Origin of the sequence: Microbulbifer sp. (genome assembly GCF_051659245.1) — a bacterium.
Lineage (GTDB): Bacteria > Pseudomonadota > Gammaproteobacteria > Pseudomonadales > Cellvibrionaceae > Microbulbifer.
The window spans coordinates 1-21,275 of the sequence record NZ_JBOFOC010000060.1; the positions used below are offsets into that span (position 1 = coordinate 1).

General features: G+C 61.4%; 18 protein-coding genes. 12 read left to right on the forward strand and 6 right to left on the reverse strand.

Annotated features, from left to right (window positions below):
• Positions 1-60 precede the first annotated feature (60 nt).
• The 3 genes from pdsR to ACRC0P_RS05985 all read right to left on the reverse strand — a co-directional run bounded on the left by pdsR (position 61) and on the right by ACRC0P_RS05985 (position 1,957).
• On the reverse strand, positions 61-750 hold the full coding sequence (pdsR, locus tag ACRC0P_RS05975; protein WP_438628893.1) for a proteobacterial dedicated sortase system response regulator: 690 nt from the start codon (positions 748-750) through the stop codon (positions 61-63).
• A gap of 224 nt (positions 751-974) precedes the next feature.
• On the reverse strand, positions 975-1,661 hold the full coding sequence (locus ACRC0P_RS05980; protein WP_438628895.1) for an OmpA family protein: 687 nt from the start codon (positions 1,659-1,661) through the stop codon (positions 975-977).
• A gap of 155 nt (positions 1,662-1,816) precedes the next feature.
• Positions 1,817-1,957 carry a hypothetical protein gene (locus ACRC0P_RS05985; protein WP_183462874.1) on the reverse strand — a complete coding sequence of 47 codons (141 nt, stop codon included), beginning with the start codon at positions 1,955-1,957 and terminating at the stop codon, positions 1,817-1,819.
• Positions 1,958-2,173: 216 nt separating this feature from the next.
• Here ACRC0P_RS05985 and murJ point away from each other — a divergent pair, with 216 nt between their 5' ends.
• The 6 genes from murJ to ispH all read left to right on the forward strand — a co-directional run bounded on the left by murJ (position 2,174) and on the right by ispH (position 9,837).
• Positions 2,174-3,778: a murein biosynthesis integral membrane protein MurJ gene (gene murJ / locus ACRC0P_RS05990; protein ID WP_438628947.1), complete on the forward strand. Its 1,605-nt coding sequence runs from the start codon at positions 2,174-2,176 to the stop codon at positions 3,776-3,778.
• Positions 3,779-3,984: 206 nt separating this feature from the next.
• A complete protein-coding gene (ribF, locus tag ACRC0P_RS05995) occupies positions 3,985-4,956 on the forward strand; it encodes a bifunctional riboflavin kinase/FAD synthetase (protein WP_438628897.1) in 972 nt (323 codons plus the stop codon).
• 111 nt (positions 4,957-5,067) lie between these two features.
• A complete protein-coding gene (gene ileS, locus ACRC0P_RS06000) occupies positions 5,068-7,872 on the forward strand; it encodes an isoleucine--tRNA ligase (protein WP_438628899.1) in 2,805 nt (934 codons plus the stop codon).
• Complete coding sequence (gene lspA, locus ACRC0P_RS06005; RefSeq protein WP_438628901.1) at positions 7,865-8,380, forward strand: signal peptidase II; 516 nt, start codon at positions 7,865-7,867, stop codon at positions 8,378-8,380. The genes ileS and lspA overlap by 8 nt, the downstream gene beginning before the upstream one ends.
• 1 nt (position 8,381) lies before the next feature.
• The gene (locus ACRC0P_RS06010; RefSeq protein ID WP_438628903.1) at positions 8,382-8,822 is read left to right on the forward strand and encodes an FKBP-type peptidyl-prolyl cis-trans isomerase; all 441 of its coding nucleotides are present in this window, start codon (positions 8,382-8,384) and stop codon (positions 8,820-8,822) included.
• A gap of 82 nt (positions 8,823-8,904) precedes the next feature.
• Positions 8,905-9,837: a 4-hydroxy-3-methylbut-2-enyl diphosphate reductase gene (gene ispH / locus ACRC0P_RS06015; protein ID WP_438628905.1), complete on the forward strand. Its 933-nt coding sequence runs from the start codon at positions 8,905-8,907 to the stop codon at positions 9,835-9,837.
• 110 nt (positions 9,838-9,947) lie between these two features.
• Here ispH and ACRC0P_RS06020 read toward each other — a convergent pair whose 3' ends face one another.
• On the reverse strand, positions 9,948-10,445 hold the full coding sequence (locus ACRC0P_RS06020) for a GspH/FimT family pseudopilin (RefSeq protein WP_438628907.1): 498 nt from the start codon (positions 10,443-10,445) through the stop codon (positions 9,948-9,950).
• Positions 10,446-10,645: 200 nt separating this feature from the next.
• On the opposite strand from ACRC0P_RS06020, the gene ACRC0P_RS06025 reads away from it, so the two are divergent.
• From ACRC0P_RS06025 to ACRC0P_RS06050, 6 genes are read left to right on the forward strand one after another with little or no spacing between them, the layout of a single operon-like run.
• A complete protein-coding gene (locus tag ACRC0P_RS06025; protein WP_438628909.1) occupies positions 10,646-11,194 on the forward strand; it encodes a GspH/FimT family pseudopilin in 549 nt (182 codons plus the stop codon).
• A gap of 12 nt (positions 11,195-11,206) precedes the next feature.
• Positions 11,207-11,656 (forward strand): type IV pilus modification protein PilV, encoded by a 450-nt coding sequence (gene pilV / locus ACRC0P_RS06030; RefSeq protein ID WP_438628911.1) that lies wholly within the window; start codon positions 11,207-11,209, stop codon positions 11,654-11,656.
• A 12-nt stretch (positions 11,657-11,668) separates the two neighbouring features.
• Positions 11,669-12,742, forward strand: a complete 1,074-nt coding sequence (locus ACRC0P_RS06035) for a PilW family protein (protein ID WP_438628913.1) — start codon at positions 11,669-11,671, stop codon at positions 12,740-12,742.
• A 14-nt stretch (positions 12,743-12,756) separates the two neighbouring features.
• Complete coding sequence (locus tag ACRC0P_RS06040) at positions 12,757-13,305, forward strand: pilus assembly PilX family protein (RefSeq protein WP_438628915.1); 549 nt, start codon at positions 12,757-12,759, stop codon at positions 13,303-13,305.
• A gap of 22 nt (positions 13,306-13,327) precedes the next feature.
• Positions 13,328-17,671: a pilus assembly protein gene (locus tag ACRC0P_RS06045; RefSeq protein WP_438628917.1), complete on the forward strand. Its 4,344-nt coding sequence runs from the start codon at positions 13,328-13,330 to the stop codon at positions 17,669-17,671.
• A 12-nt stretch (positions 17,672-17,683) separates the two neighbouring features.
• Positions 17,684-18,097 carry a type IV pilin protein gene (locus ACRC0P_RS06050; protein WP_438628919.1) on the forward strand — a complete coding sequence of 138 codons (414 nt, stop codon included), beginning with the start codon at positions 17,684-17,686 and terminating at the stop codon, positions 18,095-18,097.
• A gap of 94 nt (positions 18,098-18,191) precedes the next feature.
• On the opposite strand, the gene ACRC0P_RS06055 is transcribed toward ACRC0P_RS06050, so the two are convergent.
• Together ACRC0P_RS06055 and ACRC0P_RS06060 are read right to left on the reverse strand one after the other, a co-directional pair.
• Entirely contained in the window at positions 18,192-19,610 is a 1,419-nt protein-coding gene (locus ACRC0P_RS06055; RefSeq protein ID WP_438628921.1) for a sigma-54-dependent transcriptional regulator, read from the reverse strand.
• A gap of 46 nt (positions 19,611-19,656) precedes the next feature.
• A complete protein-coding gene (locus ACRC0P_RS06060; RefSeq protein ID WP_438628923.1) occupies positions 19,657-21,252 on the reverse strand; it encodes a sensor histidine kinase in 1,596 nt (531 codons plus the stop codon).
• Positions 21,253-21,275: the final 23 nt, after the last annotated feature.

Below are 21,275 nucleotides of genomic sequence, written 5' to 3' on the forward strand. Positions count from 1 at the left end.
TCGGCAACGTTGCACACAGCCCTCCGCCATATGCCGAGCTGGGGCTCGGCGCTCCCCGCGTTACACCTGCCACCGGTAACCCATACCGTAAGCAGTGCCGATGGCGTCAAAATCCTTGTCCAACACCTGGAACTTGCGCCGGATACGCTTGACGTGGGAGGTGATGGTGTTGTCATCCAGCACCACCCGCGCGGCCTCCATCAGCTGGCTGCGGGATTTCACGTGACCGGGCCTTTTCGCCAGGGCGTGCACTATCCAGAACTCGGTGACGGTCAGGTCCACAGGCTCGCCGCGCCAGCGGCAGTGCAGGCGGGAGATATCCAGGTCGAGGTGGCCCTGGGCGAGGGTCTCGCCGTCGTCGCTCTGGTCCCGCAGCACGCTCACCCGGCGCAGCAGGGCGTTGATGCGCGCCTGCATATGGGGCAGGGAGATGTCCTTGGTCAGGTAGTCGTCGGCGCCCAGGCGCAGCCCGGAGATGATGTCCAGTTCGGAGTCCCGCGCGGTCAGGAACAGGATCGGCAGGGTGGGGGCCATGGCGCGCAGTTCCCGGCACAGCTCGAAACCGCCCTCGATCTCCGCGCCCAGGCCGACATCGATCACCGCCAGGTCCGGCAGTCGCTGGCGGAAGGCATTCAGGGCTTCGGGGCGCGAGCTGTAGAGGTCGACCCGGTAGCCGCTGCGGCGCAGGGCGTCGCGGTAGTTCTCGGCGATGGCGCGCTCGTCTTCGACGATGGCAATGGTGGCAGTCATATGGAATGCGGAATGGTGAATGCGGAATGACGAATGATGCCTTATTCACGCGGAATCAAAAAGGCGGGCGCAGAGCGCCCGCAAGGTACAGCAAGTACAACAGGGGTTCGGACAAGAGCGAGTCGAGAGGGATTTGCAGTCCTATGTGCTCTTTAATGCCGTGGTCCCGGGTCCCGGGTCCCGAGTCCCGAGTCCCGAGTCCCGAGTCCCGCGGTCCCGGGGGTTTAAAAGTTCCCGGCCATGGACTCCGGCAGGCTGAAGTGGATATCCACCCGGCGCTCCATCGCGTAGGCGTCCGCGTCCCCGCGGGGGGCCTGGGACTGGCTGGCGCCCAGGGCGCGGCGGTTGATGCGGCCGGAGTTCACACCGAAGGTCTCCAGGGCGCGCTGCACGGAGAGGGCGCGCTGGTCGGAGAGGACGTTGTTGTAGCCGTCGCTGCCGCGGGGGTCGGCGCGGCCCTCCAGGTGCACTTCGACCTGCGGGTGGCGCTGGAGGAAATCCGCCAGCGCAGACAACTGGTGTAACTGCCCCTCCTGCAGTTGGTCGTCACCGGTGGTGAACAGCAATTGGAATTGGAGGGAGTCCACAGCCAGCTCGCTGGCGTCGTTGGCCGACAGGCGGGCTGCGTCCAGTTGTTGCGCCAGGGTGCTCAGCTCTGCGCGGCTTTCGGTGAGTTGTGATGCCAGCATAGTCGCCTCTTCTGCCTGTTCAATCTGCTCGCCCAGCCAGGCCCCGCCCAGGGCGCCGGCGATAAATCCCACCGGGCCTCCCACGGCGGCGCCCGCGATGGCGGCGCCGGTGAATACGGTGGCCTGCTTGGCCTGTGTCAGTTTCGATCCCTGGAATTCCTCTGCCTGGGCGCCGGTGGTGATCAGGGAACCCAGAGCTACGGCCATCAGTGCTTTTTTCATGATTTGTCTCCTTGCGGTCTTTTGTGTCTCTCGATTTGGGCCAACTCTGTATTCCGGCCCGGTCGAGGCTTATTTAAAGTCCGCAAGACGGCACTGGCATGGCGCCAGTGGGACAAATCTGCGCTCAATTGTGGCGAAATATGGCGGTGGGGATGTCAGCGGTATCGGCGGCGGTAGCGGCGGTCCCGGGGGGCTTCGATGCGCACGCGCACACGTTGGGGGCGGGGTCCGAGCGCTACCGCGGCATACAGCAGAATTGCCAGCGCCAGAGCGATAATCAGTGCGTTGATGGTCATCCGTATCTCCTTACGCCGCCAATCCATTGGGACGCGCCACTAGCTCACTGTGAGTATAGTGTCCGTATACGTTTCCAGTAGGGAGCTGGGCCGGGCCACGCCAGGCCGGGCCACCCCTGGCCGGGCCACCCCTGGCTGGGCCGAATTGCGGTAGACTTGCCGGCCACCGAACAGTGACCCGATTAAGGAAAGCCCGTTTTGTCCCAGCCCCCAGACATGCCGCAGAAGCCCAGCGAGAAGTCCGGCGCCGCCAGGCTGCTGCATGGCAGTTCTATCGTCGGGGGCGCCACCTTCCTGTCGCGGATCGCGGGGCTGGCGCGGGATATCGTGATGGCGCGCTTCGTGGGCGCCAGCGATGCCGCCGATGCCTTTATCGTGGCCTTCAAGATTCCCAATTTCTTCCGCCGCCTGTTTGCCGAGGGCGCCTTTGCCCAGGCGTTTGTGCCGGTGCTGGCGGAGTACCGCCAGCGCGGCGGTATCGCCGCGGCCCGTGAGCTGAACGACCGGGTGGCCGGGGCTCTGGGAGGCACTCTGCTGGTGGTCACCCTGTTCGCGGTGGTGTGCGCGCCGCTGGTCACCGGCCTGTTTGCCTTCGGCTGGTGGTGGCACGGCTCCGAGCGCGAGAAGTTCGCCCTGGCCACGGATATGCTGCGCATCACCTTCCCCTATCTGATGCTGATATCCCTGACCGGTTTCGCCGGTGCGGTGCTGAACAGTTTCGAACGTTTTGCGGTGCCGGCTTTGACGCCGGTATTGCTCAACCTGGTGCTGATTGCCGCCGCCACGGTGGCCGCGGGGTGGTTCGAGCCGGCGGTGCTGTCCCTGGCCTGGGGGGTGTTTGCCGCCGGGGTGGTGCAGCTGTTGTTCCAGGTGCCCTTCCTGGTGCGCCAGGGATTGCTGCCGCGGCCGCGCTGGGACTGGGAGTACCCGGGGGTGCGCAAGATTCTGCGGCTGATGGCACCGGCGATCTTCGGTGTGTCGGTGACCCAGATCAGTCTGCTGCTGGACACCTTTCTGGCCTCCTTCTTACCCGGCCGCAGCGTCAGTTGGCTTTACTATTCCGATCGGCTGACCGAGCTGCCGCTGGGGGTCTTCGGTGTGGCGGTGGCCACGGTGATCCTGCCCGGACTGTCCCGTCTGCACGCGGGCGGCGATCCGCAGCGCTTCTGCCACACCCTGGACTGGGCCCTGCGCAGCGTGACCCTGATCTCGCTGCCGGCGGCGGTGGCGCTGATCGTGCTGGCGGAGCCGCTGCTCACCACGCTGTTCCTGCACGGCGACGAGATGACCGTGCGGGATATGCAGATGGCTGCCTGGTCCCTGCGCGCCTACTCGCTGGGATTGCTGGCCTTTATGTTGATCAAGGTGCTGGCCCCCGGTTATTTCGCCCGCCAGGATACCTATACGCCGGTGCGTTTCGGGCTGATCGCCATTTCCGCGAAGATGGTACTGAGCCTGGCTCTGGCGATTCCCCTCAACTATTACTTCCGGCTCGGACATATGGGGCTGGCCCTGGCCACCGCGGCGCAGGCGGCGATCAACGCCTGGCTGTTGTACAAGGGGCTGCGCCGGGACGACGTCTACCGCCCGGAGGCCGGCTGGGGCCGCTATCTGCTGCGCCTGCTGTTGGCCAACCTGGCGATGGTGGCGCTGCTGCTGGCGGCGCTGCACTACTGGCCGGAGTGGAGCGACTGGTCCTGGTGGCAGCGGGCCTGGCGGATGGGCCTGCTGGTGGCCGCCGGCGCCGGCACCTATGTCCTGGTGTTATTGGCATCGGGGTTGCGACCGCGCCACTTTAGCGGAATGGGGAATGCGGAATGATGAATGCGGAATACGCGGCGCGGCTTGTGTGCCATGGTGGTGGCTCGTGGCCGCGATCATCCCTCCCTGGAGCCGCCCCGTGGCCACCGGCCTTCCGGATCGGTAGAAGCCTGACCGCGCATTCCGCATTCATCATTCATCATTCAGCATTCCCCCCTTAATCCGCTATACTGCGCCGCTTGTTTTATGAGGATGGGAAGAGCACCTTGGCCCCCGAGCGCGAACTGATTCGCGGGTTGCACAACCTGCGTCCCCGGCACCGTGGCTGTGTGGCCACCATCGGCTCGTTCGACGGTGTGCACCTGGGCCACCAGGCGATTATCGCGCAGCTGAACCAGCGGGCGCGGGAGTCCGGGCTGCCCTCGGTGGCGGTGATCTTCGAGCCCCAGCCCCACGAATACTTTTCCGGCGAGCGCGCGCCGGCGCGGCTGATGCGCTTCAAGGAGAAGGTGCTGGCGCTGTTCGACGCCGGGGTGCACCGGGTGCTGTGTCTGCAGTTCAATGAAAAGCTGCGCAATCTCAGCGGCGAGGCGTTTATCCAGCGCATACTGGTGGACGGCCTGGGAATCAGGCATCTGGTGGTGGGCGACGATTTCCGTTTCGGCTGCGATCGCAGCGGCGACTATAAGCTGTTACGAGAGGCCGGTGTGGAAGCCGGCTTCGCGGTGGAGGACACGGCCACGGTGGAAGTGGCGGGCGCCCGGGTGAGCAGCACACGCATTCGCGAGGCGCTGGAGGACGGCGATTTCGCCCTGGCGAAAGCCCTGCTGGGGAAACCCTACCGGATCACTGGGCGGGTGGCCCGCGGCCGCGCCCTGGGCCGCCAGTTGGATGCGCCCACCGCCAATGTGCGCCTGCACCGCTACCGCTCTCCGCTGGTGGGGGTGTACACGGTAAAGGTGCGGCGCACCGACGGCAGGCCGCTGGCGGAGGACCGCAGGGAGCTTGCCGGCGTGGCCAACGTGGGTTTCCGCCCCACCGTGGAGGGCGAGGATGCGCAGCCGCTGCTGGAGGTGCACCTGTTCGATTTCGACAGGGACCTGTACGGCCGCGAAATCGCCGTGGAGTTTTGCCACAAGCTGCGCGACGAGGAGAAGTTCGCGTCCCTGGAAATCCTCAAGGCGAAAATCGCCCAGGACATCCGCGATGCCAGAGAATGGTTCGCCAATCACCCATAAGGGTGAAAAAAAAGTAGGATGGGCAAAGCGCAGCGTGCCCATCAAAACCGCCGAAGATGGGCACGTCGCTGCGATCCTTTGCCCATCCTACAGAGCTAAACAATACACCCGATGACCGATTACAAAACGACCCTGAACCTGCCCCATACCGAGTTTCCCATGCGCGGCAACCTGCCGCAGCGGGAGCCGGCGATTTTGCAGAAGTGGCAGCAGGGCAAGCTCTACGAAAAGATCCGCGCGGCGCGCGCCGGTCGCGAGCAGTTTATCCTGCACGACGGCCCGCCCTACGCCAACGGCGACATCCATATCGGTCACTCGGTCAACAAGATCCTCAAGGACATTATCGTCAAGTCGAAAACCCTGAGCGGCTTCGACGCCCCCTACGTGCCCGGCTGGGACTGCCACGGCCTGCCCATCGAGCACCGGGTGGAAAAGAAAATCGGCAAGGCCGGCGCCAAGGTGGACTACAAGACCTTCCGTCAGAAGTGCCGCGACTACGCCGCCAAACAGGTGGAGGGGCAGAAAAAGGATTTTATTCGCCTGGGCGTGTTCGGCGACTGGGACAATCCCTACCGCACCATGGATTTCCAGTTCGAGGCGGACATCGTCCGCGCCCTCGGCCGCGTGGTAAAAAACGGCCATCTGGCGCGCGGCTTCAAACCGGTGTACTGGAGCGTGGTGGGCGCCTCTGCATTGGCGGAGGCGGAAGTGGAGTACCAGGACAAGACCTCCTACTCCATCGACGTCTGCTACCCGGTCACCGAGGACACCGCGCTGGCGATCGCCGACGCCGCCGGTGGCCACGCGGGTGACGGCCCGCTCTCCGTGGTGATCTGGACCACCACTCCCTGGACCCTGCCGTCGAGCCAGGCGGTTTCAGTCAACGGCGAGTTGGAATACGTGGTTGTACAGGCCGGCGGCCGTCGCCTGCTGGTGGCCGAGGACCTGAAAGACGCGGTGCTGGAGCGCGCGGGCCTGCAGGGCGAAGTGGTGGGCCATATCCGCGGTGCGGCGCTGGAACATTTGAAGCTGCACCACCCCTTCTACGACAAGCTGGTGCCCATCGTCCTCGGCGACCACGTCACCACCGACGCCGGTACCGGCTGCGTGCACACGGCCCCGGACCACGGCCCGGATGACTTCGTGGTGGGCAAGAAGTACGGTATTGATACGCTCAATTACGTGGATGAGAACGGCGTCTACCGCGACAGCGTGCCCATTTTTGCCGGCGAGCACGTGTACAAGGTGGACGAAAAGATCGTTGCACTATTGCGGGAAAAAGGCGTGCTGTTGCATCAGGACAAGCTGGTGCACAGCTACCCCCACTGCTGGCGCACCAAGACGCCGCTGATTTATCGCGCGACGCCCCAGTGGTTTATCAGCATGCAGCAGAACGACCTGCTGGATCATGCTCGGAAAGCCGCGGACGAAGTGCGGTGGATTCCCGGCTGGGGCAAGGCGCGCATCGATGCCATGCTCGACGCCAGCCCGGACTGGTGTATCTCCCGCCAGCGCACCTGGGGCGTGCCCATCGCGCTGTTCGTGCATAAAGAAACCCACGAGATCCATCCGGACACCCCGGCGCTGATGGACCGGGTTGCCGAACTGGTGGAAGCCGGCGGTATGGATGTGTGGTTCGACCTGGACCCGCGCGAACTGCTAGGCGACGACGCGGAGCACTACCAGAAGGTCACCGACACCCTGGATGTGTGGTTCGATTCCGGTGTCACCCACTATGCAGTGCTGGAGCGCCGCGACGGCCTGCGCTTCCCCGCAGACCTGTACCTGGAGGGGTCCGACCAGCATCGGGGCTGGTTCCAGTCCTCGCTGAAAACCTCCATCGCCATCCACGATACCGCGCCCTACCGGCAAGTGCTCACCCACGGCTTCACCGTGGACGCCCAGGGCCGCAAGATGTCCAAATCCATCGGCAACACCGTCGCGCCCCAGGACGTGATCAACAAGCTGGGCGCGGATGTGCTGCGTCTGTGGGTGGCGGCCACCGATTTCAGTGGCGAAATGGCGGTATCCGAGGAAATTCTGAAGCGCACCGCCGACTCCTACCGACGCTTGCGCAACACCGCTCGCTTCTTCCTTTCCAACCTGGCGGGCTTCGATCCGCAGAAGGACCTGTTGCCGGAGGGGGAACTGCTGGCGCTGGACCGCTGGGCGCTGGACGCGGCCGCGCGCCTGCAGGACGAGATAATCGCCGCCTACGACAACTACCAGTTCCACCAGATCTACCAGAAGTTGCACAACTTCTGCGTGGTGGAGATGGGCGGTTTCTATCTCGACATCATCAAGGACCGCCAGTACACCACACGGGAGGACAGCGCCGCGCGCCGCTCGGCGCAGACGGCGCTCTATCATATCGTGCAGGCGTTCGTGCGCTGGATAGCGCCGATCCTCAGCTTTACCGCCGAGGAGTTGTGGCAGTTTATTCCCGGCAACAACCGCGACAGCGTATTTATCGAGGAGTGGTACTCACTGCCGAAACTGCCCGCGGATGCGGCCAAGGGTGCGGACTACTGGGCCGCCATCGCCCGGGTCAAGACCGCGGTGAACAAAGTGCTCGAAGAGCAGCGCGGCGCCGGAGCACTCGGCGGCTCCCTGCAGGCGGCGGTCACCCTGTTTGCCGACGATGACCTGCGGGAAAAACTGTGCGAACTGGAAGACGAGCTGCGCTTCGTGCTGATCTGCTCCTCCACTTCGGTGCAGAGGCTCACGGACGCCGCCGGCGCCGAGGCCACCGAACTGGCCGGATTGAAAGTCAATGTGCGCCGTGTGGACCACCCCAAATGCGCGCGCTGCTGGCACTACCGTGAGGATGTGGGGGCCGACCCGGCACACCCGGAAATCTGCTCCCGCTGCGTGGAAAACATCGTGGGCGAGGGCGAGGTGAGACACTATGCGTAAAATCCTGTCGCCCCCCTGGCGCTGGTACTGGCTGGCGCTGGTGGTGATCGGCCTGGATATCGCCACCAAGGTGTGGGCGGTGGAGCAGTTCCGTTTCGGCCCGCCGCTGCAGATTATTCCCGGCCTGCTGCAGTTCACCTACGCGGAGAACACCGGAGCCGCGTTCAGTTTTCTCGCCGACGCCGGCGGCTGGCAGCGCTGGTTCTTCGGCGCCATCGCGCTGGGCTTCAGTGCCATGGTCAGCGTATGGCTGTGGCGCCTGCCGGCGGCGAAGCGCTGGGAGCCCTTTGCCCTGGCATTGATCCTGGGCGGCGCTGTCGGCAACCTTTGGGACCGGATGCTGCTGGGCTATGTGCGGGACTTTATCTCCGTCTATTACGGCAGCTGGAGCTTCCCGGTGTTCAATGTGGCGGACATGGCCATCAGCGTCGGCGCCGTCATGCTGGTGATCGAACTGCTGTTCTTCACCGAACGCGGCAAAGACTCGAAAGGGAGCGCGGAAGTCTGAGATGAGCAACAACGTGATCGGCGAACACAGCCGGGTGACCCTGCATTTCAGCCTGCTGCTGGACGACGGCACCGAAGTGGATTCGACCTTCGAGGGTGACCCGGCCACTTTTCTGGTGGGCGATGGCAGCCTGCTACCGGGCTTCGAGCGGGCGCTTTTCGGGCTGAAAGCCGGGGATGAGGCGGAGATCGAAATACCCCCGGAGCAGGGCTTCGGCCAGCGCAACCCCAGCAATATCCAGAAGGTGCGCCGGGACCACTTTTCGCCGGATATCGAACTGGAGCCAGGTCTGGTAATCTCTTTCGACAACGGTAGCGGCGAACTGCCCGGAGTGGTCCGCGAGGTGGGCGAGGAGGAAGTCACCGTGGACTTCAACCACCCGCTGGCCGGACAGACACTGAACTTTCACGTAAAAATCATCGAGGTGGCCTCGGTACAGTAGGAGCCTCCCGGGAACGCGGAGCTCCAGCTCCGCATGCGGGCCAAAGGCCCGCCCGAGGTGAAGCCGGAGTATTGAACCAAATATGCAAATACGTCTCGCCAATCCCCGCGGCTTCTGCGCCGGCGTCGACCGCGCCATCGATATCGTCAATCGCGCGCTGGACGTGTTCGGTGCGCCCATCTACGTGCGCCACGAGGTGGTGCACAACAAATTCGTGGTGGACAGCCTGCGCGAGCGCGGTGCCGTATTCGTGGATGAACTCTCCGAAGTGCCCGACGACGTGATCGTAATCTTCAGTGCCCACGGCGTATCCAAAGCCGTGCAAAAGGAGGCCACGGATCGCGGCCTGCAGGTCTTCGATGCCACCTGCCCGCTGGTCACCAAGGTGCATATGGAAGTGAGCAAGTTCAGCACCGAGGGCAGCGAGTGCATCCTTATCGGCCACGCCGGCCACCCGGAAGTGGAAGGCACCATGGGCCAGTTCGACACCGGCAGCGGCGGTGCCATCTATCTGGTGGAGGACGAAAAGGATGCGGCTGAGTTGAAGGTCAGGAACCCGGACAACCTCACCTACGTCACCCAGACCACCCTGTCCATGGACGACACCGCCCGCGTGATCGACGCCCTGCGCGTTCGTTTTCCCAATATCCGCGGTCCGCGCAAGGACGACATCTGCTACGCCACCCAGAATCGCCAGGACGCCGTCAAGCAACTGGCCCTGGAGTGCGATCTGGTACTGGTGGTGGGCAGCCCCAACAGCTCCAACTCCAACCGCCTGCGCGAACTGGCCGAACGCTGCGGAGCCGGCGCCCAGCTGATCGACGGCGCCGCCGATATCGATCCCGCCTGGCTGAGTGGTGTGCGCTCCATCGGCATTACCGCCGGCGCTTCGGCCCCGGAAGTGCTGGTGCAGGAAGTTATAGATCGGCTGCAGCAGTTGGGCGCGAAACTGCCGCAGGAGATGGCCGGATGCGAGGAGAATATTCGTTTCTCGCTGCCGAAGGAATTGCGATAGCTTCCTGCAGCTTGAAAGAATAGCTCCCCTCTCCCGCCTGCGGGAGAGGGGCTCAGGGCGCGGGCCGCAGGCCCGCTGTAGGAGCCTGCTTGCAGGCGAACAGAGCGAAGCTAATTGCAGTCACTCAACTTGCCGGTCCGCAAGCGCCCGCTGGGAGCCAGCGTCAGAGCGTAACCTTCCGTCCCGTCGGTTGGGCATATTCTGAAGGTACCCATCTGCAGGGCCCCGTTCACGCGGCGACTCACGCCGATGCCGATAAACGACACATAGTCCCCGGCGGGATCATTCCAGGCGATACTGACTGAGTCGAGAGCCGGGCCGCTGAATACCAGAGGCTCGCCGTTATCGCGCAGCCCGTTACTGTTATCATCGACAAACGCCTCCCATCCCAACCCCCAATCCCCCAAATTGCGCAGCGTCACCCGCTGATTGCGGCTCACCGCAGTAGCGCGGGCCAGTTGGATAGCACTGCGCAGTTCTTCGGTATCGGCCGCGAGCCGATTGTTCCGGATTACCGTAGAAATACCGGGCAGGGCGACAGTAAGCAGAATTGCCAGTATCGCCAAAGTGATAAGCAGTTCAAGTAGCGTCAATCCCTGTTCATGCATCCCGTCCCCCTCCTTGGGTTTCTAGACTTATGTCTCAGTTTGGTTTCCGTTTGATCCTGTAATGTAGCCGCCTGTCGGATCCCCGTAGTTCGCCCGATAAAGCTTCTGATAAGTTTCGGGACTATATCGCCGCCGTTGCGCGGGCATCCAGTCATGACCGTACAGGTTTGGTTAGTAATCGAGCAAGAATGAGCCGTCTTATGGGACAAAAACCACAGGTACTGCAAGGACAGGGGGGCTTCACCCTGATCGAACTGATGGTCACCATCGCGGTGTTCGCGATTGTGGTCACCATAGCGGCCCCAAGCTTTAGCGCCATGATCAACAACAACCGGTCAGTTGCTCTGGGGGAGGAGCTTGCCGGGGCGCTCAACTATGCGCGCAGCGAGGCGGTGAAGCGCGGGGCGCGAGTCAGTATCTGCGCGAGCAGCAATGGTACAGGTTGCACCGGTGCCGATACCTGGAACCAGGGCTGGATAGTGTTTGCCGATAGCGCCACTTCGGACAGCGCGGCCAGCCCAGCTGTAGGCACGGTATTGCGGCGCTGGGAGGCACCGAATGCCGGTGCGGTGATCACTGTGACCCAGACTGCAGCCACCAATTTTATCCGCTATACGCGACTCGGTACCCTGGGGCGTTCCAGTCGAGTCACGGTGACTTCCAGTGTGAGCGGCTGCGGAAGCAATGCTGCTCGCACTATTACTGTTGGTCCGGCGGGGCTGATCAATGTAGCTCGTGGCAACTGCTAGTAAGGGGAGAATATGAACTTCGCAACCAGCCAGCGCGGCGCCGGCCTGATCGAGGTGATGGTGACGGTACTGATCCTGTCCACTTCCCTGCTGGGGCTGGCCGCGCTACAGAACCGCTCCCTGCAATACAACCACAGCGCCTACCTGCGCTCCCAGGCCAATATTCTCGCCTACGACCTGCTCGACCGTATCCGTATCAATCGAAAGAATATTGATAGCTACAGCCTGACGGCCGCAGCCGATCCGCCGGCGGGCAGTCTGTTGGCTCAGGTCGATCTGCGCGAGTGGCGGCAGAATATTGCCAGCGCCCTGCCGGGCGGGGTAGGCGGCATCAGCTGTACCACAGCGCAGGTGTGCACCGTGACTATTCAGTGGTCCGAACAGGATGGTTCGGGTGTGGCCGATGCGAACGGCCAGGTTGACGCCGACTTGAGCAGTTTCCAATACACAACGCGGATTTGAGGGGCGTCGGCTATGCGCAAGCAACGGGGTATATCGCTCATAGAATTGATGGTCTCCATTACCATCGGTCTGATATTGATGACTGGCGTCGTGCAGCTGTTTCTATCCAGCCGCGCCACCTTTTCCACCCAGCAGGCGGTATCGCGGGTGCAGGAGACCGGCCGCCTGGCGATGGAATTTATGGCCCAGGATATCCGCATGGCCGGGTATATGGGTTGTATGAGTCGGAATCTGAGCTTCACCAATACTCTGGATATGAGCAGTGCGAATGCTGGCGCCCTGTACAGCTTTGATGTGGGAATTGAAGGTTTCGATTTCGGCACTGATAACGACAGTGGCGATGCAACTCTGCCAACTGGTTATCCAGCCGCTAGTTCCGGGACCGACGTACTTGTCGTGCGCAGCGCCAAAGGTAATGCCGTCGGGGTTGTGCAAAATAATGATTCCTCACAACTGTTTGCCGCGGATACCGGTGTGGTTGCGAATGGTTGTGGAGCGGGGCAGAGCAGTTTCAGCGGCATGTGTATAGGCGACATACTGGTAGTTTCCGACTGCCAGAAGGCGCGGGTGTTTCAGGCTACTAATCTGCAGCAGACGGGTACTTCGGGCACTTCAATCAATGTGGTTCATTCCAACGCCGATGCCACTCCTGGAAATGACATTTCGTCCTGGGGGGGGAATTCCAATCCGGAAGAAACCTTCGGCCCGGACTCGGAAATTATCAAGGTCAGTACTACCGTCTACTACATCGCTCAGGGTACCTCCGGTCGTAATAGCTTGTTCCAGGAGATAGACGGCCAATCATTGGAATTGCTCGAAGGTGTCGAGGATATGCAGCTTTTGTATGGGCGTGATACCACCAACGATGGTATTCCGGACGACTATGACACTGCCACAGAAGTTGGTACAGATTGGGATTCCGTGGCCAGTGTGCGCGTTCAGCTGTTGGTTTCCAGCACGGACGACAATGTGCTGCAGGAGACACAGCCTTACACCTTTAACGGCACCGCTGTGAACGACCCCGGCGATCGCCGCCTGCGCCAGGTCTTTATCAACACCGTCGGCATCCGCAGCCGCCTGCCCTGATAGGGAGTTTCGTTATGAAAAAAAGATTACTACCGTCCTCTAAGATTACAGCCCAACGCGGCGCCACCTTGCTGGTCGGTCTGATCATGTTACTGCTGATGACGGTAATCGGCCTCGCCGCCATGCGCGGGAGCGGAATGCAGGAGCTGATGGCGGGTAATATGCGCGACCGCAACCAAGCCTTCCAGGCAGCGGAGGCAGGGTTGCGAGCGGGGGAAGGTGTATTGAATGGCGCTACTCTGCCCACGTTTAGCACGGGCGCCACTACTACAGGGTATGTGAAGGACTTGGCCAACAGCAGGAGGACCGGCTTCTGGGACACCTATAGCTGGAACAGAGGCTCGGCGACGACCAATATGAGTCTTCCCGATGTGGCCGACCAGCCGCGCTTTGTGATCGAGGAAGTGACTAATACGGTTGTAAATGCGGGCTCCGAGGGCGGTGCCATTGATTTTGCGAGCAGCCTGAAAGCCGAGGATGTTGTTTTTTACCGGGTAACCAGCCGCGGTGTCGGCGGTACCAGCAATGCGGTGGCAATAGTGCAGTCCACCTTTAAGCGATAGATCCGGCGGAGGAAGAATATTCATGTTTTATAAGACAATAAAAACAAGATTCTGCTCCGCGCTGGCGGCGGCCGTTTTCAGCCTGGGTGTTGTCCACAGTGCTGTGTCATTGGAACTGGCTCAGACGCCGCTGTTCCTGTCGCAGCCGGTGCGGCCGATCGTCATGCTGAATATGTCCAATGACCATCAGCTGTATTTCAAGGCCTATGATGACTACACGGATCTCACCGGACCGGGAGGCGAGCGGGATGGGGTGGCGGAGACCACCTACATTAATAACTACAGCTATTACGGCTACTTCGACAGCGGCAAGTGTTACAGCTACGAATCCGGCATCTTTGTACCCAAGGCGATAACGGCAGATCACTACTGTGATACGGTCGAGGGTGACTGGAGCGGTAACTTCCTCAACTGGGCCAGCATGACGCGCATGGATGCGGTGCGCAAGATTCTGTATGGCGGCTATCGTTCCACTGATGACGCCTACAATGAGGCTAACCCGAGCGCCGAAGTCAAAACGGTGCTGGAACGCGCCTTCCTGCCCAGCGATGCGCACTCCTTTGCCAAGTATTACAACGGTACGGATATCGCCAAGCTGACGCCTTTTACCGTGACGGGCGGACTGGAAAACACACAAAATACCGGTATTACCCTGTGCAATACCACTCCGGTCAGCAGTGGTTTTTCACAAGACGCTCTTAACGCGGCACCCAAGATCCGGGTGGCACAGGGCAACTACTCGCTTTGGGCCAGCAACGAGCGCTGGCAGTGTTTGTGGGCGGAGGAGCAAGCCGCAAACAATGACAATGACCCGGACAAGTCGGGGATTTACGCCTATCCCAATAGCCCCACAAAGAACGATACAACAGAGCGGGGGCGGTGCTTGTGGTGGGATTGGCGGGGGCGCTGTGGGCAGTATGAGCAAATAACAATTTCCGGCAGCAAACTAGGGGAGGGAGATTATACCGCCCGGGTTCAGGTCTGCAGGAATGGCCTTGAGGAGGAAAACTGTCGCCATTATCCCGATGGCGCCAAGAAACCCTCCGGATTATTGCAGCGCTACGGCGAGAAAGGCGACATCCACTTCGGCCTGATGACCGGCTCCTATGGAAAGAACAAATCCGGCGGTGTGCTGCGCAAGCAGGTCGGCAGTATGGCGGATGAGGTGGAGGTAGACGGCGACGGCACCTTTACCGACGCGGGCGGTATCATTGACACGCTAAACCGGTTGCGCACTTACGGTTACTCCTATGACGACGGCACCTATAACGATGACGATAACGATAATTGCGATTGGGCCATGAGCAGCTTTACCGATGGGAATTGTTCCAACTGGGGTAATCCCCAGTCAGAGATTTACCTGGAATCCCTGCGCTATCTGGCCGGCGAGGAGCAAGCGGACTTCGCCAGCGACGATTCCGGCCGTATCAGCGGCCTCGGCAGCGCCTCCTGGAATGACCCCATCTCCTCGCAGAATTATTGCGCCGCGGTGAGCGTCCTTCAGTTTAACGCCTCCACCAGTTCCTACGACGCGGATCAGTTGAGCGGTGCCGGCGACCTGGGCATCGCCAGCGTGAACCATTGGACCGACATTGTGGGCGCCGCTGAGGGCATTCACGGCAGTAACTATTTTGTCGGCGAAAACGGTACCGACAACAACCAGCTTTGCACCGCCAAGCGAGTGGGCAATCTCTCCTCCGTGCGCGGTACCTGCCCGGATGCGCCGCGCCTGCAGGGTTCCTACCAGATTGCCGGCCTCGCCCACTACGCCCGCAAGGAGGGTATCCGCGACGACCTCCCCGCTCCGGTCACCGTGCGAACCTACGGCGTGGCCCTGGCACCGGCGGTGCCCAAGGTCACCGTCAAGGTACCCGCCAGCCAGCGGCAAATTACTATCCTGCCCGCCTGCCGCAATAGCAATGTCGGTGGCAACTGTGCCATCGTGGACTTCAAGATCGCCGAGCAGAGCGCGGACGGCACCAGCGGCAAGCTGTACGTGAACTGGGAGGACAGCGAGCAGGGCGGTGACTTTGACCAGGATATGTGGGGGGTGATCGACTACGCGGTAACTTCCACCACGGTTACCGTTACCACCGAGGTAATGGCCCAGTCCACCGGCGACCCCATGGGGTTCGGCTATGTGATCAGTGGCACCACCAATGATGGTTTCCATGTGCACTCCGGAGTGAACGAGTTTTCCTACGGGTCCTCCTGCAGCGGTGATAATTGTACTTGTAGGCGAATTGACGAAGGTGATGGTTGGGATGGCGATAGCGCCTGCACCATTGCCACGGCGCGCAGCGCTCAATACAGCATTGGTGCCTCCACTGCCGAACTGCTGGACCTGCCCCTCTACTATGCCGCCAAGTGGGGCGGCTACAGCGACTCCGTTGAGGGCGTTTCACCCACCGATGCGGAAATTGCCGCAAGCGAGGCGGAAACCTATTTCTATGCGATCGATCCGGCACAACTGGAAGAGGATCTGGGCCATGCGTTGGATCAGGTAATCGGTGGTGCTGGCTCCGCTTCTTCCGTGGCCGCCAACTCCACCCGCCTGGGCACCGATACGGTGGTCTACCAGGCGCTGTTCGACAGCGCCAACTGGAGCGGGGAAATCAAGGCCATACAGCTGCAGGCGGATGGCAGCCTCGCCGACAGCCCCACCTGGAGCACCACGGATGCGGACACCTTTGCTGCCTACGGCACGCGAAACATATATACCTACACCGATAAAAACGGGGACGGAACCCCGGAGTACCTCCCGTTCACATGGGACAACCTGAGTATTACCCACAAGGCTCTCTTGTCCGGCAGCGATGGGGATGCGGTAGGACAAGAGCGGCTGGAGTGGGTCCGCGGCAAAAATGTATCGAGCATGCGCGCACGGACGACGGTGCTCGGGGATATCGTCAACTCCAACCCGGCATATGCGGGACGAGAGGATTACCACTTCGACCGCCTGTCGGAGGCGCTCGGAGGTACCACCTATGCCACTCATGTGAGTAACAAGCAGGATGCGAATCGCCCCGAGGTACTCTATGTAAACGCCAATGACGGCATGCTGCATGCATTTAATGCCGAGAACGGTAACGAGTTGTTTGCCTATATTCCCTCCGGAGCCTATCCCAAGCTGAAGAACATGACGGAGGTCAACTATGGTTCCGCGAACAATCCGCACAAATACAGTGTGGATGGACCTCTGTTTGTGGGGGATGCCTATTTTGATTCGGCGTGGCACACTGTTCTGGTGGGCACCTACGGCGCCGGCGCCAAGGGCCTGTTCGCGCTGGATGTGACCAATCCCGCCAGCCCGAGTTTGCTGTTCGAGTTGGATGAAAATACTCCGGTTCTTGGCCCGGATATCGGCAATATCCTCGGGCAACCGCTGGTGGCGCCGACCGCTGACGGCTGGAAAATTATTTTGGGCAACGGTTACAACTCCGGCAATGGGCAGGCAAAACTGATTATTGTGGACTTGGGTGATCCGACGGATATCGAGGTCGTCGCCACTGACGGCAGCGTCAACAACGGTCTCGCCGGCCCCTCATTGTTGACCAACAGCGAGGGCGTTGTAACGGCGGCCTATGCGGGCGACCTGTTGGGCAATATGTGGAAATTTTCAGTTGGCAATAATGGTCGCTGGGGTTTGGCTTTTACCCAGGGGCAGAATAGATACCCATTGTTCAAAGCGAAGGACGACAGCGGCAATAACCAGCCGATTACCGCTGCGCCGACACTGGGTATCAATTCCCAGATGAACAACGCGATCATGGTCTATTTCGGCACTGGCAGTTACCTGAGCAGCACCGATAACAGCGCGGGCGGTATCATCAACAGCTTCTATGCCATCGCCGATACGGGTGAACGTGTGGAATTGACGGTAACTGATGGTGTGCCGGATCGCGATTCCCAGTTGCTGGAGAAGACCATAGCCCAGAGCAATGGCGTGCGCACAGTCTCCAACAATACGGATACCACCTGGTGGGAGAACAAACGTGGCTGGTATATGGATCTGGCCCCCAGCGGCGAGGCTACTCCCACCGGCGAGCGAGTGATCAGCAAGCCGCTGCTGCTGTTCGACCGTCTGCTGTTCCCGACCCTGATCACATCCAACGACCCCTGTGCCTTCGGCGGCAGCGGCTGGCAGATGGAACTGGTGGCGGTGGGAGACAAGTACGTGGGACACTCCATATTCGGTGAGGACGGCATTGAGCAGGAATACGCCATAATCGGTTATTCGGAGCTCATCCGCGGTGGCGAGAAGGCCTATCTTCCCACCAGCGATATCAAGGGTAAGATTGAGGTCCCGGAGGGAACTCTGCCTTCGGATGCTGTGGGCCGTATGTCCTGGCGTCAGTTGCGTTAACTAGAGGTGGCTATGAGAAACAAAAGAAAATCGGAATCGGGCTTTACCCTGATTGAGGTAATGATTGTGGTGGCGATTATCGGTATTCTTGCCGCGATTGCTTATCCGTCTTACCAGGAGTCGGTACGCAAGAGCAATCGCGCTGATGCCAAGGCGACCCTGAATGATTATGCGCAGCGTTTACAGCGCTGCTTCACCGCCTACAGCGCCTATAACAGCGGGAACTGCACCTTGGCGGGCCAGATCGACGGCGCAACTCTGGAGTCCCCGGAAGGCTTTTACGATGTCGGCGCCACGACACTGACTGCAACCACTTACACTCTGCAGGCTACCCCAAAGGGCTCCCAGGCGACGGACAGCTGCGGTAACCTGACCCTGGATCACACTGGTACCCGCAACGCCACCGGCTCCGGCGACTGTTGGTAGTAGCGGTAGAGCCTGCTTCAAGCGAGTATCGCCGGGTTTTGTCCTTGCGTGTCTGTTCGCCTGCAAGCAGGCTCCTACAGATGAATTTTTCCGGCTACTCCAACCCCAGTTTCTTCAACCGATAGCGCAAAGACCGAAAACTGATCCCCAGCTTCTGCGCCGCGGCCGTCCTGTTCCAGCGGGTTTCCGCCAGTGCCTCTTCGATCGCACTCCGCTCGATATTTTGCAGAAACTCGTCCAGAGACCGGTAGTGGCTTGGGTCGAACTGGCCCGGGTAGAATTCCATGGTGGTGGAATGTTCTGGAATCGCCTCTGTGACGGTGTTTTCCGGCGTCGGCGGGGGAGTGGGAATGGGCTCCCGATCGAGCAACAGGTCCTCCGCGCGGATAACCCGCTGGTCGCTGAGTGTGAAGGCCCGTTCCAGGGTGTTTTCCAGTTGGCGTACATTGCCGGGAAAGGGGTACTTTTTCAGTGCGTCGAGCGCCTCGCGGGAAACCTGTGGCGGGGTGACACCGGCATTATCGGCGATGCGTTGCATGATGGTTTCCGCCAGCAGCGGAATATCCCCGGTTCGCTCGCGCAGCGGCGGTACGGTGATTTCAATTACATTGATCCGGTAGTAGAGATCGCTGCGAAAACGGCCTTCCGCAACTTCCCTGGTCAGATCCTTGTGAGTCGCGCTTAGAATGCGCACGTCGATGGGAATTTCCTGGCTGGCCCCTACGGGTCGGATGCTTTTCTCCTGGATGGCGCGCAGCAGTTTGACCTGCATGTCCAGCGGCAGGTCCGCCACTTCATCCAGGAATAAGGTGCCGCCGCTGGCGCTCTGGAAGAGTCCGGGTTGGTCTTTGTGGGCTCCGGTAAAACTACCTTTCTTGTGGCCGAAGAACTCGCTTTCCATCAGTTCCGCGGGAATGGCCCCGCAGTTGATGGGAACGAAGGGTTGCTCGGCGCGGGCGCCCTGCGCGTGGATGGCGCGGGCCGCCAGTTCCTTGCCGGAGCCGGACTCCCCGCTGATGTAGACGGGCGCATCGCTGCGGGCCACCTTGGCGATCTGTCGGCGCAGGCGCTGCATATTGTCCGATTCACCGAGCAATAGTTGTGCGGAGTCGCTTTCCTGCAGTGGCTGGGGGGCTTTGCGTCCGACACGCAGTGCCAGCTGTACCAGGCCGCGCAGGCGCTCCAGGTCTACGGGCTTGCTGACAAAGTCGAAGGCGCCCATTTTCAGCGCCCGGATGGCCGATTCCATATTACCGTGGGCGGTAATGACGGCCACCGGCAATCCGCCATCCTCTTCACTGATATGCCGAACCAGTTGCAGGCCGTTGCCATCCGGCAGGCGCATATCCGTGAGGCAGAAATCATAGCTGTTGTCGCGCAGCAGTTGCTGCGCATCGGAGAGCGTGGCGACGCTGTGGCAATGCACACCCATGCGCCGCAGAGTCAGGGTCAGCAGCTCGCAGATATCCGGCTCGTCGTCGACGACCAGTGCCAGTGGTAGGCGGTTTGCCATGGATTCAGGTTCTTTTTGTTGCTTCTTATTGCTTCCGAAGTCCGGGTTAGAAAACTTTGTTCGAATGGGCGAATTCTACCCTGAAGCAGCTTTTGTTGTCTGTGTTGCGGCAGTAAAACAGATTTGCCTGATTCGCCTCGCAGAGTTCGCGGGCGATGTACAGGCCCAGGCCGCTGCCGCTCTGCCCGGTGGTGAAAAAAGGTTCAAAAATTTTGTCCCGGTGTTCCGGCAGTACGCCGTTGCCATTGTCGATCACGTCCAGTACGGCGCAGTCCGTACTTTTCTGGTAGTAGGCGGCGAGTTCCACTTCGCGCCGGCCCACACTCGCGTGAGAGTGGTGAAGTGCGTTGTTGCACAAGTTAGTGACCACTTGGGCGAGTTGTTGCGGGTCAAAGCGCGCCGTTACTGGCTGTGGCGGGTATTGCAACTTGATGCTGGCGTCGCTTGGCGCGCCGGCGCGGAAATCGGCGATAAACTGTTCCAGCCATTGTCCCAGGTCCTGTAACTGTGGCGCGGCGGCGCGGCGGCGGGACAGTTGCATGACGTTTTCCACAATCTGGTTCACCCGCTGGCTGTGGCGGCAGATGATTTGCGTCAGGTGCTTGTCTTCGTCGCTGAGCGTCTCGGACTCCGAGAGCAGTTGCGCGGCGTGGTTGATGGCGCCGAGGGGGTTGCGCACTTCGTGGGCGATGGAGCCGGTGAGGTGCCCGAGGGAAGCCAGCTTCAATTGTTGGGCCGCCTGGGTGAGCTTGCGGTTATCCTCGATAAATACCAGGGTGCTGTCGCCGCGGTCGCGACGCAGGTTGGCGAAGCTGAGCCGCAGTTCACTGCCGTTCGCCATTGTGAGCAGTACGCTGCCGACGGCCGGGTTGCGGCGCCATTCCCGTATGGCCTGCTGCAGCTCCGCCTGGCGGCTGCCACCGGGCTGCAGCTGTTCGCCCAGCAGTTGGCGCGCGGCGCGGTTGATCAGCTCCGCCCTGTCGGCGGTGTCCATCACCAGCACCCCGGTGCGCATGCGCTCGATGATCTGCTGGGCCAGGCGCTGGAGGTGCGCCGCCTGGCGGCTCTGTTGGTCGGCGCGCAAGGTGGCGGAGCGGATGCGCCCGGACAGGTACTGCAGGGCGCTGACAGTCGTGAACAGCAGTATGCCGAGGCTGCCGGCGGAGACGATATCCTGGGTTGCCGAGTGCCCCGCCAGCAATCCGTACAGCTGCTGTCCGATCACCGCGATACTGGCCACTGCGGCGAAGAAGGCGCCCATGCGCCGGTCCAGCAGCATGGAACCAACGGAACAGGTGATCAGCAGCAGGTAGCCGAGGCCGGAGTTGAGGCCGCCGCTGGCCTGTATCAACAGCAGGAAGACGAGGATGTCGCAGCCCAGGATCAGGCCGACCTGTCCGGCCTCGGCGCGGTAGGCGAGCCGGTGCAGGTGCAGCAGCCAGCCGAAGTTGAGCGCGGCGTAGGCGATGGCGGTGTTGAGGTAGAGTGCCGGCGCGTCCGCGCCCACGGCGCCTTTGCCGATGTCCGAGGCGAAGATGCCCAGCAGCACCAGGGCGATGGCCACGCGGTAAAAGGCGTAGACCCGCAACAGTTCGTGGTGCTGGAAACTGAGCCCGCTGGTGGCCGGCGCCGCACTGTTCAAGGTGTTGTTCTCAAGGTGCAGTT

Bases quoted from the DNA above. Each gene is read 5' to 3' on its own strand.
- ispH (WP_438628905.1), top strand. From the start codon at position 8,905: ATGCAAATACGTCTCGCCAATCCCCGCGGCTTCTGCGCCGGCGTCGAC.
- ileS (WP_438628899.1), top strand. From the start codon at position 5,068: ATGACCGATTACAAAACGACCCTGAACCTGCCCCATACCGAGTTTCCC.
- ACRC0P_RS06055 (WP_438628921.1), bottom strand. From the start codon at position 19,610: ATGGCAAACCGCCTACCACTGGCACTGGTCGTCGACGACGAGCCGGAT.
- murJ (WP_438628947.1), top strand. From the start codon at position 2,174: ATGCCGCAGAAGCCCAGCGAGAAGTCCGGCGCCGCCAGGCTGCTGCAT.
- ACRC0P_RS06045 (WP_438628917.1), top strand. From the start codon at position 13,328: ATGTTTTATAAGACAATAAAAACAAGATTCTGCTCCGCGCTGGCGGCG.
- ACRC0P_RS06035 (WP_438628913.1), top strand. From the start codon at position 11,669: ATGCGCAAGCAACGGGGTATATCGCTCATAGAATTGATGGTCTCCATT.
- ACRC0P_RS06025 (WP_438628909.1), top strand. From the start codon at position 10,646: ATGGGACAAAAACCACAGGTACTGCAAGGACAGGGGGGCTTCACCCTG.
- ACRC0P_RS05985 (WP_183462874.1), bottom strand. From the start codon at position 1,957: ATGACCATCAACGCACTGATTATCGCTCTGGCGCTGGCAATTCTGCTG.
- pilV (WP_438628911.1), top strand. From the start codon at position 11,207: ATGAACTTCGCAACCAGCCAGCGCGGCGCCGGCCTGATCGAGGTGATG.
- ACRC0P_RS05980 (WP_438628895.1), bottom strand. From the start codon at position 1,661: ATGAAAAAAGCACTGATGGCCGTAGCTCTGGGTTCCCTGATCACCACC.
- ACRC0P_RS06040 (WP_438628915.1), top strand. From the start codon at position 12,757: ATGAAAAAAAGATTACTACCGTCCTCTAAGATTACAGCCCAACGCGGC.
- lspA (WP_438628901.1), top strand. From the start codon at position 7,865: ATGCGTAAAATCCTGTCGCCCCCCTGGCGCTGGTACTGGCTGGCGCTG.
- ACRC0P_RS06050 (WP_438628919.1), top strand. From the start codon at position 17,684: ATGAGAAACAAAAGAAAATCGGAATCGGGCTTTACCCTGATTGAGGTA.
- pdsR (WP_438628893.1), bottom strand. From the start codon at position 750: ATGACTGCCACCATTGCCATCGTCGAAGACGAGCGCGCCATCGCCGAG.
- ACRC0P_RS06020 (WP_438628907.1), bottom strand. From the start codon at position 10,445: ATGCATGAACAGGGATTGACGCTACTTGAACTGCTTATCACTTTGGCG.
- ACRC0P_RS06010 (WP_438628903.1), top strand. From the start codon at position 8,382: ATGAGCAACAACGTGATCGGCGAACACAGCCGGGTGACCCTGCATTTC.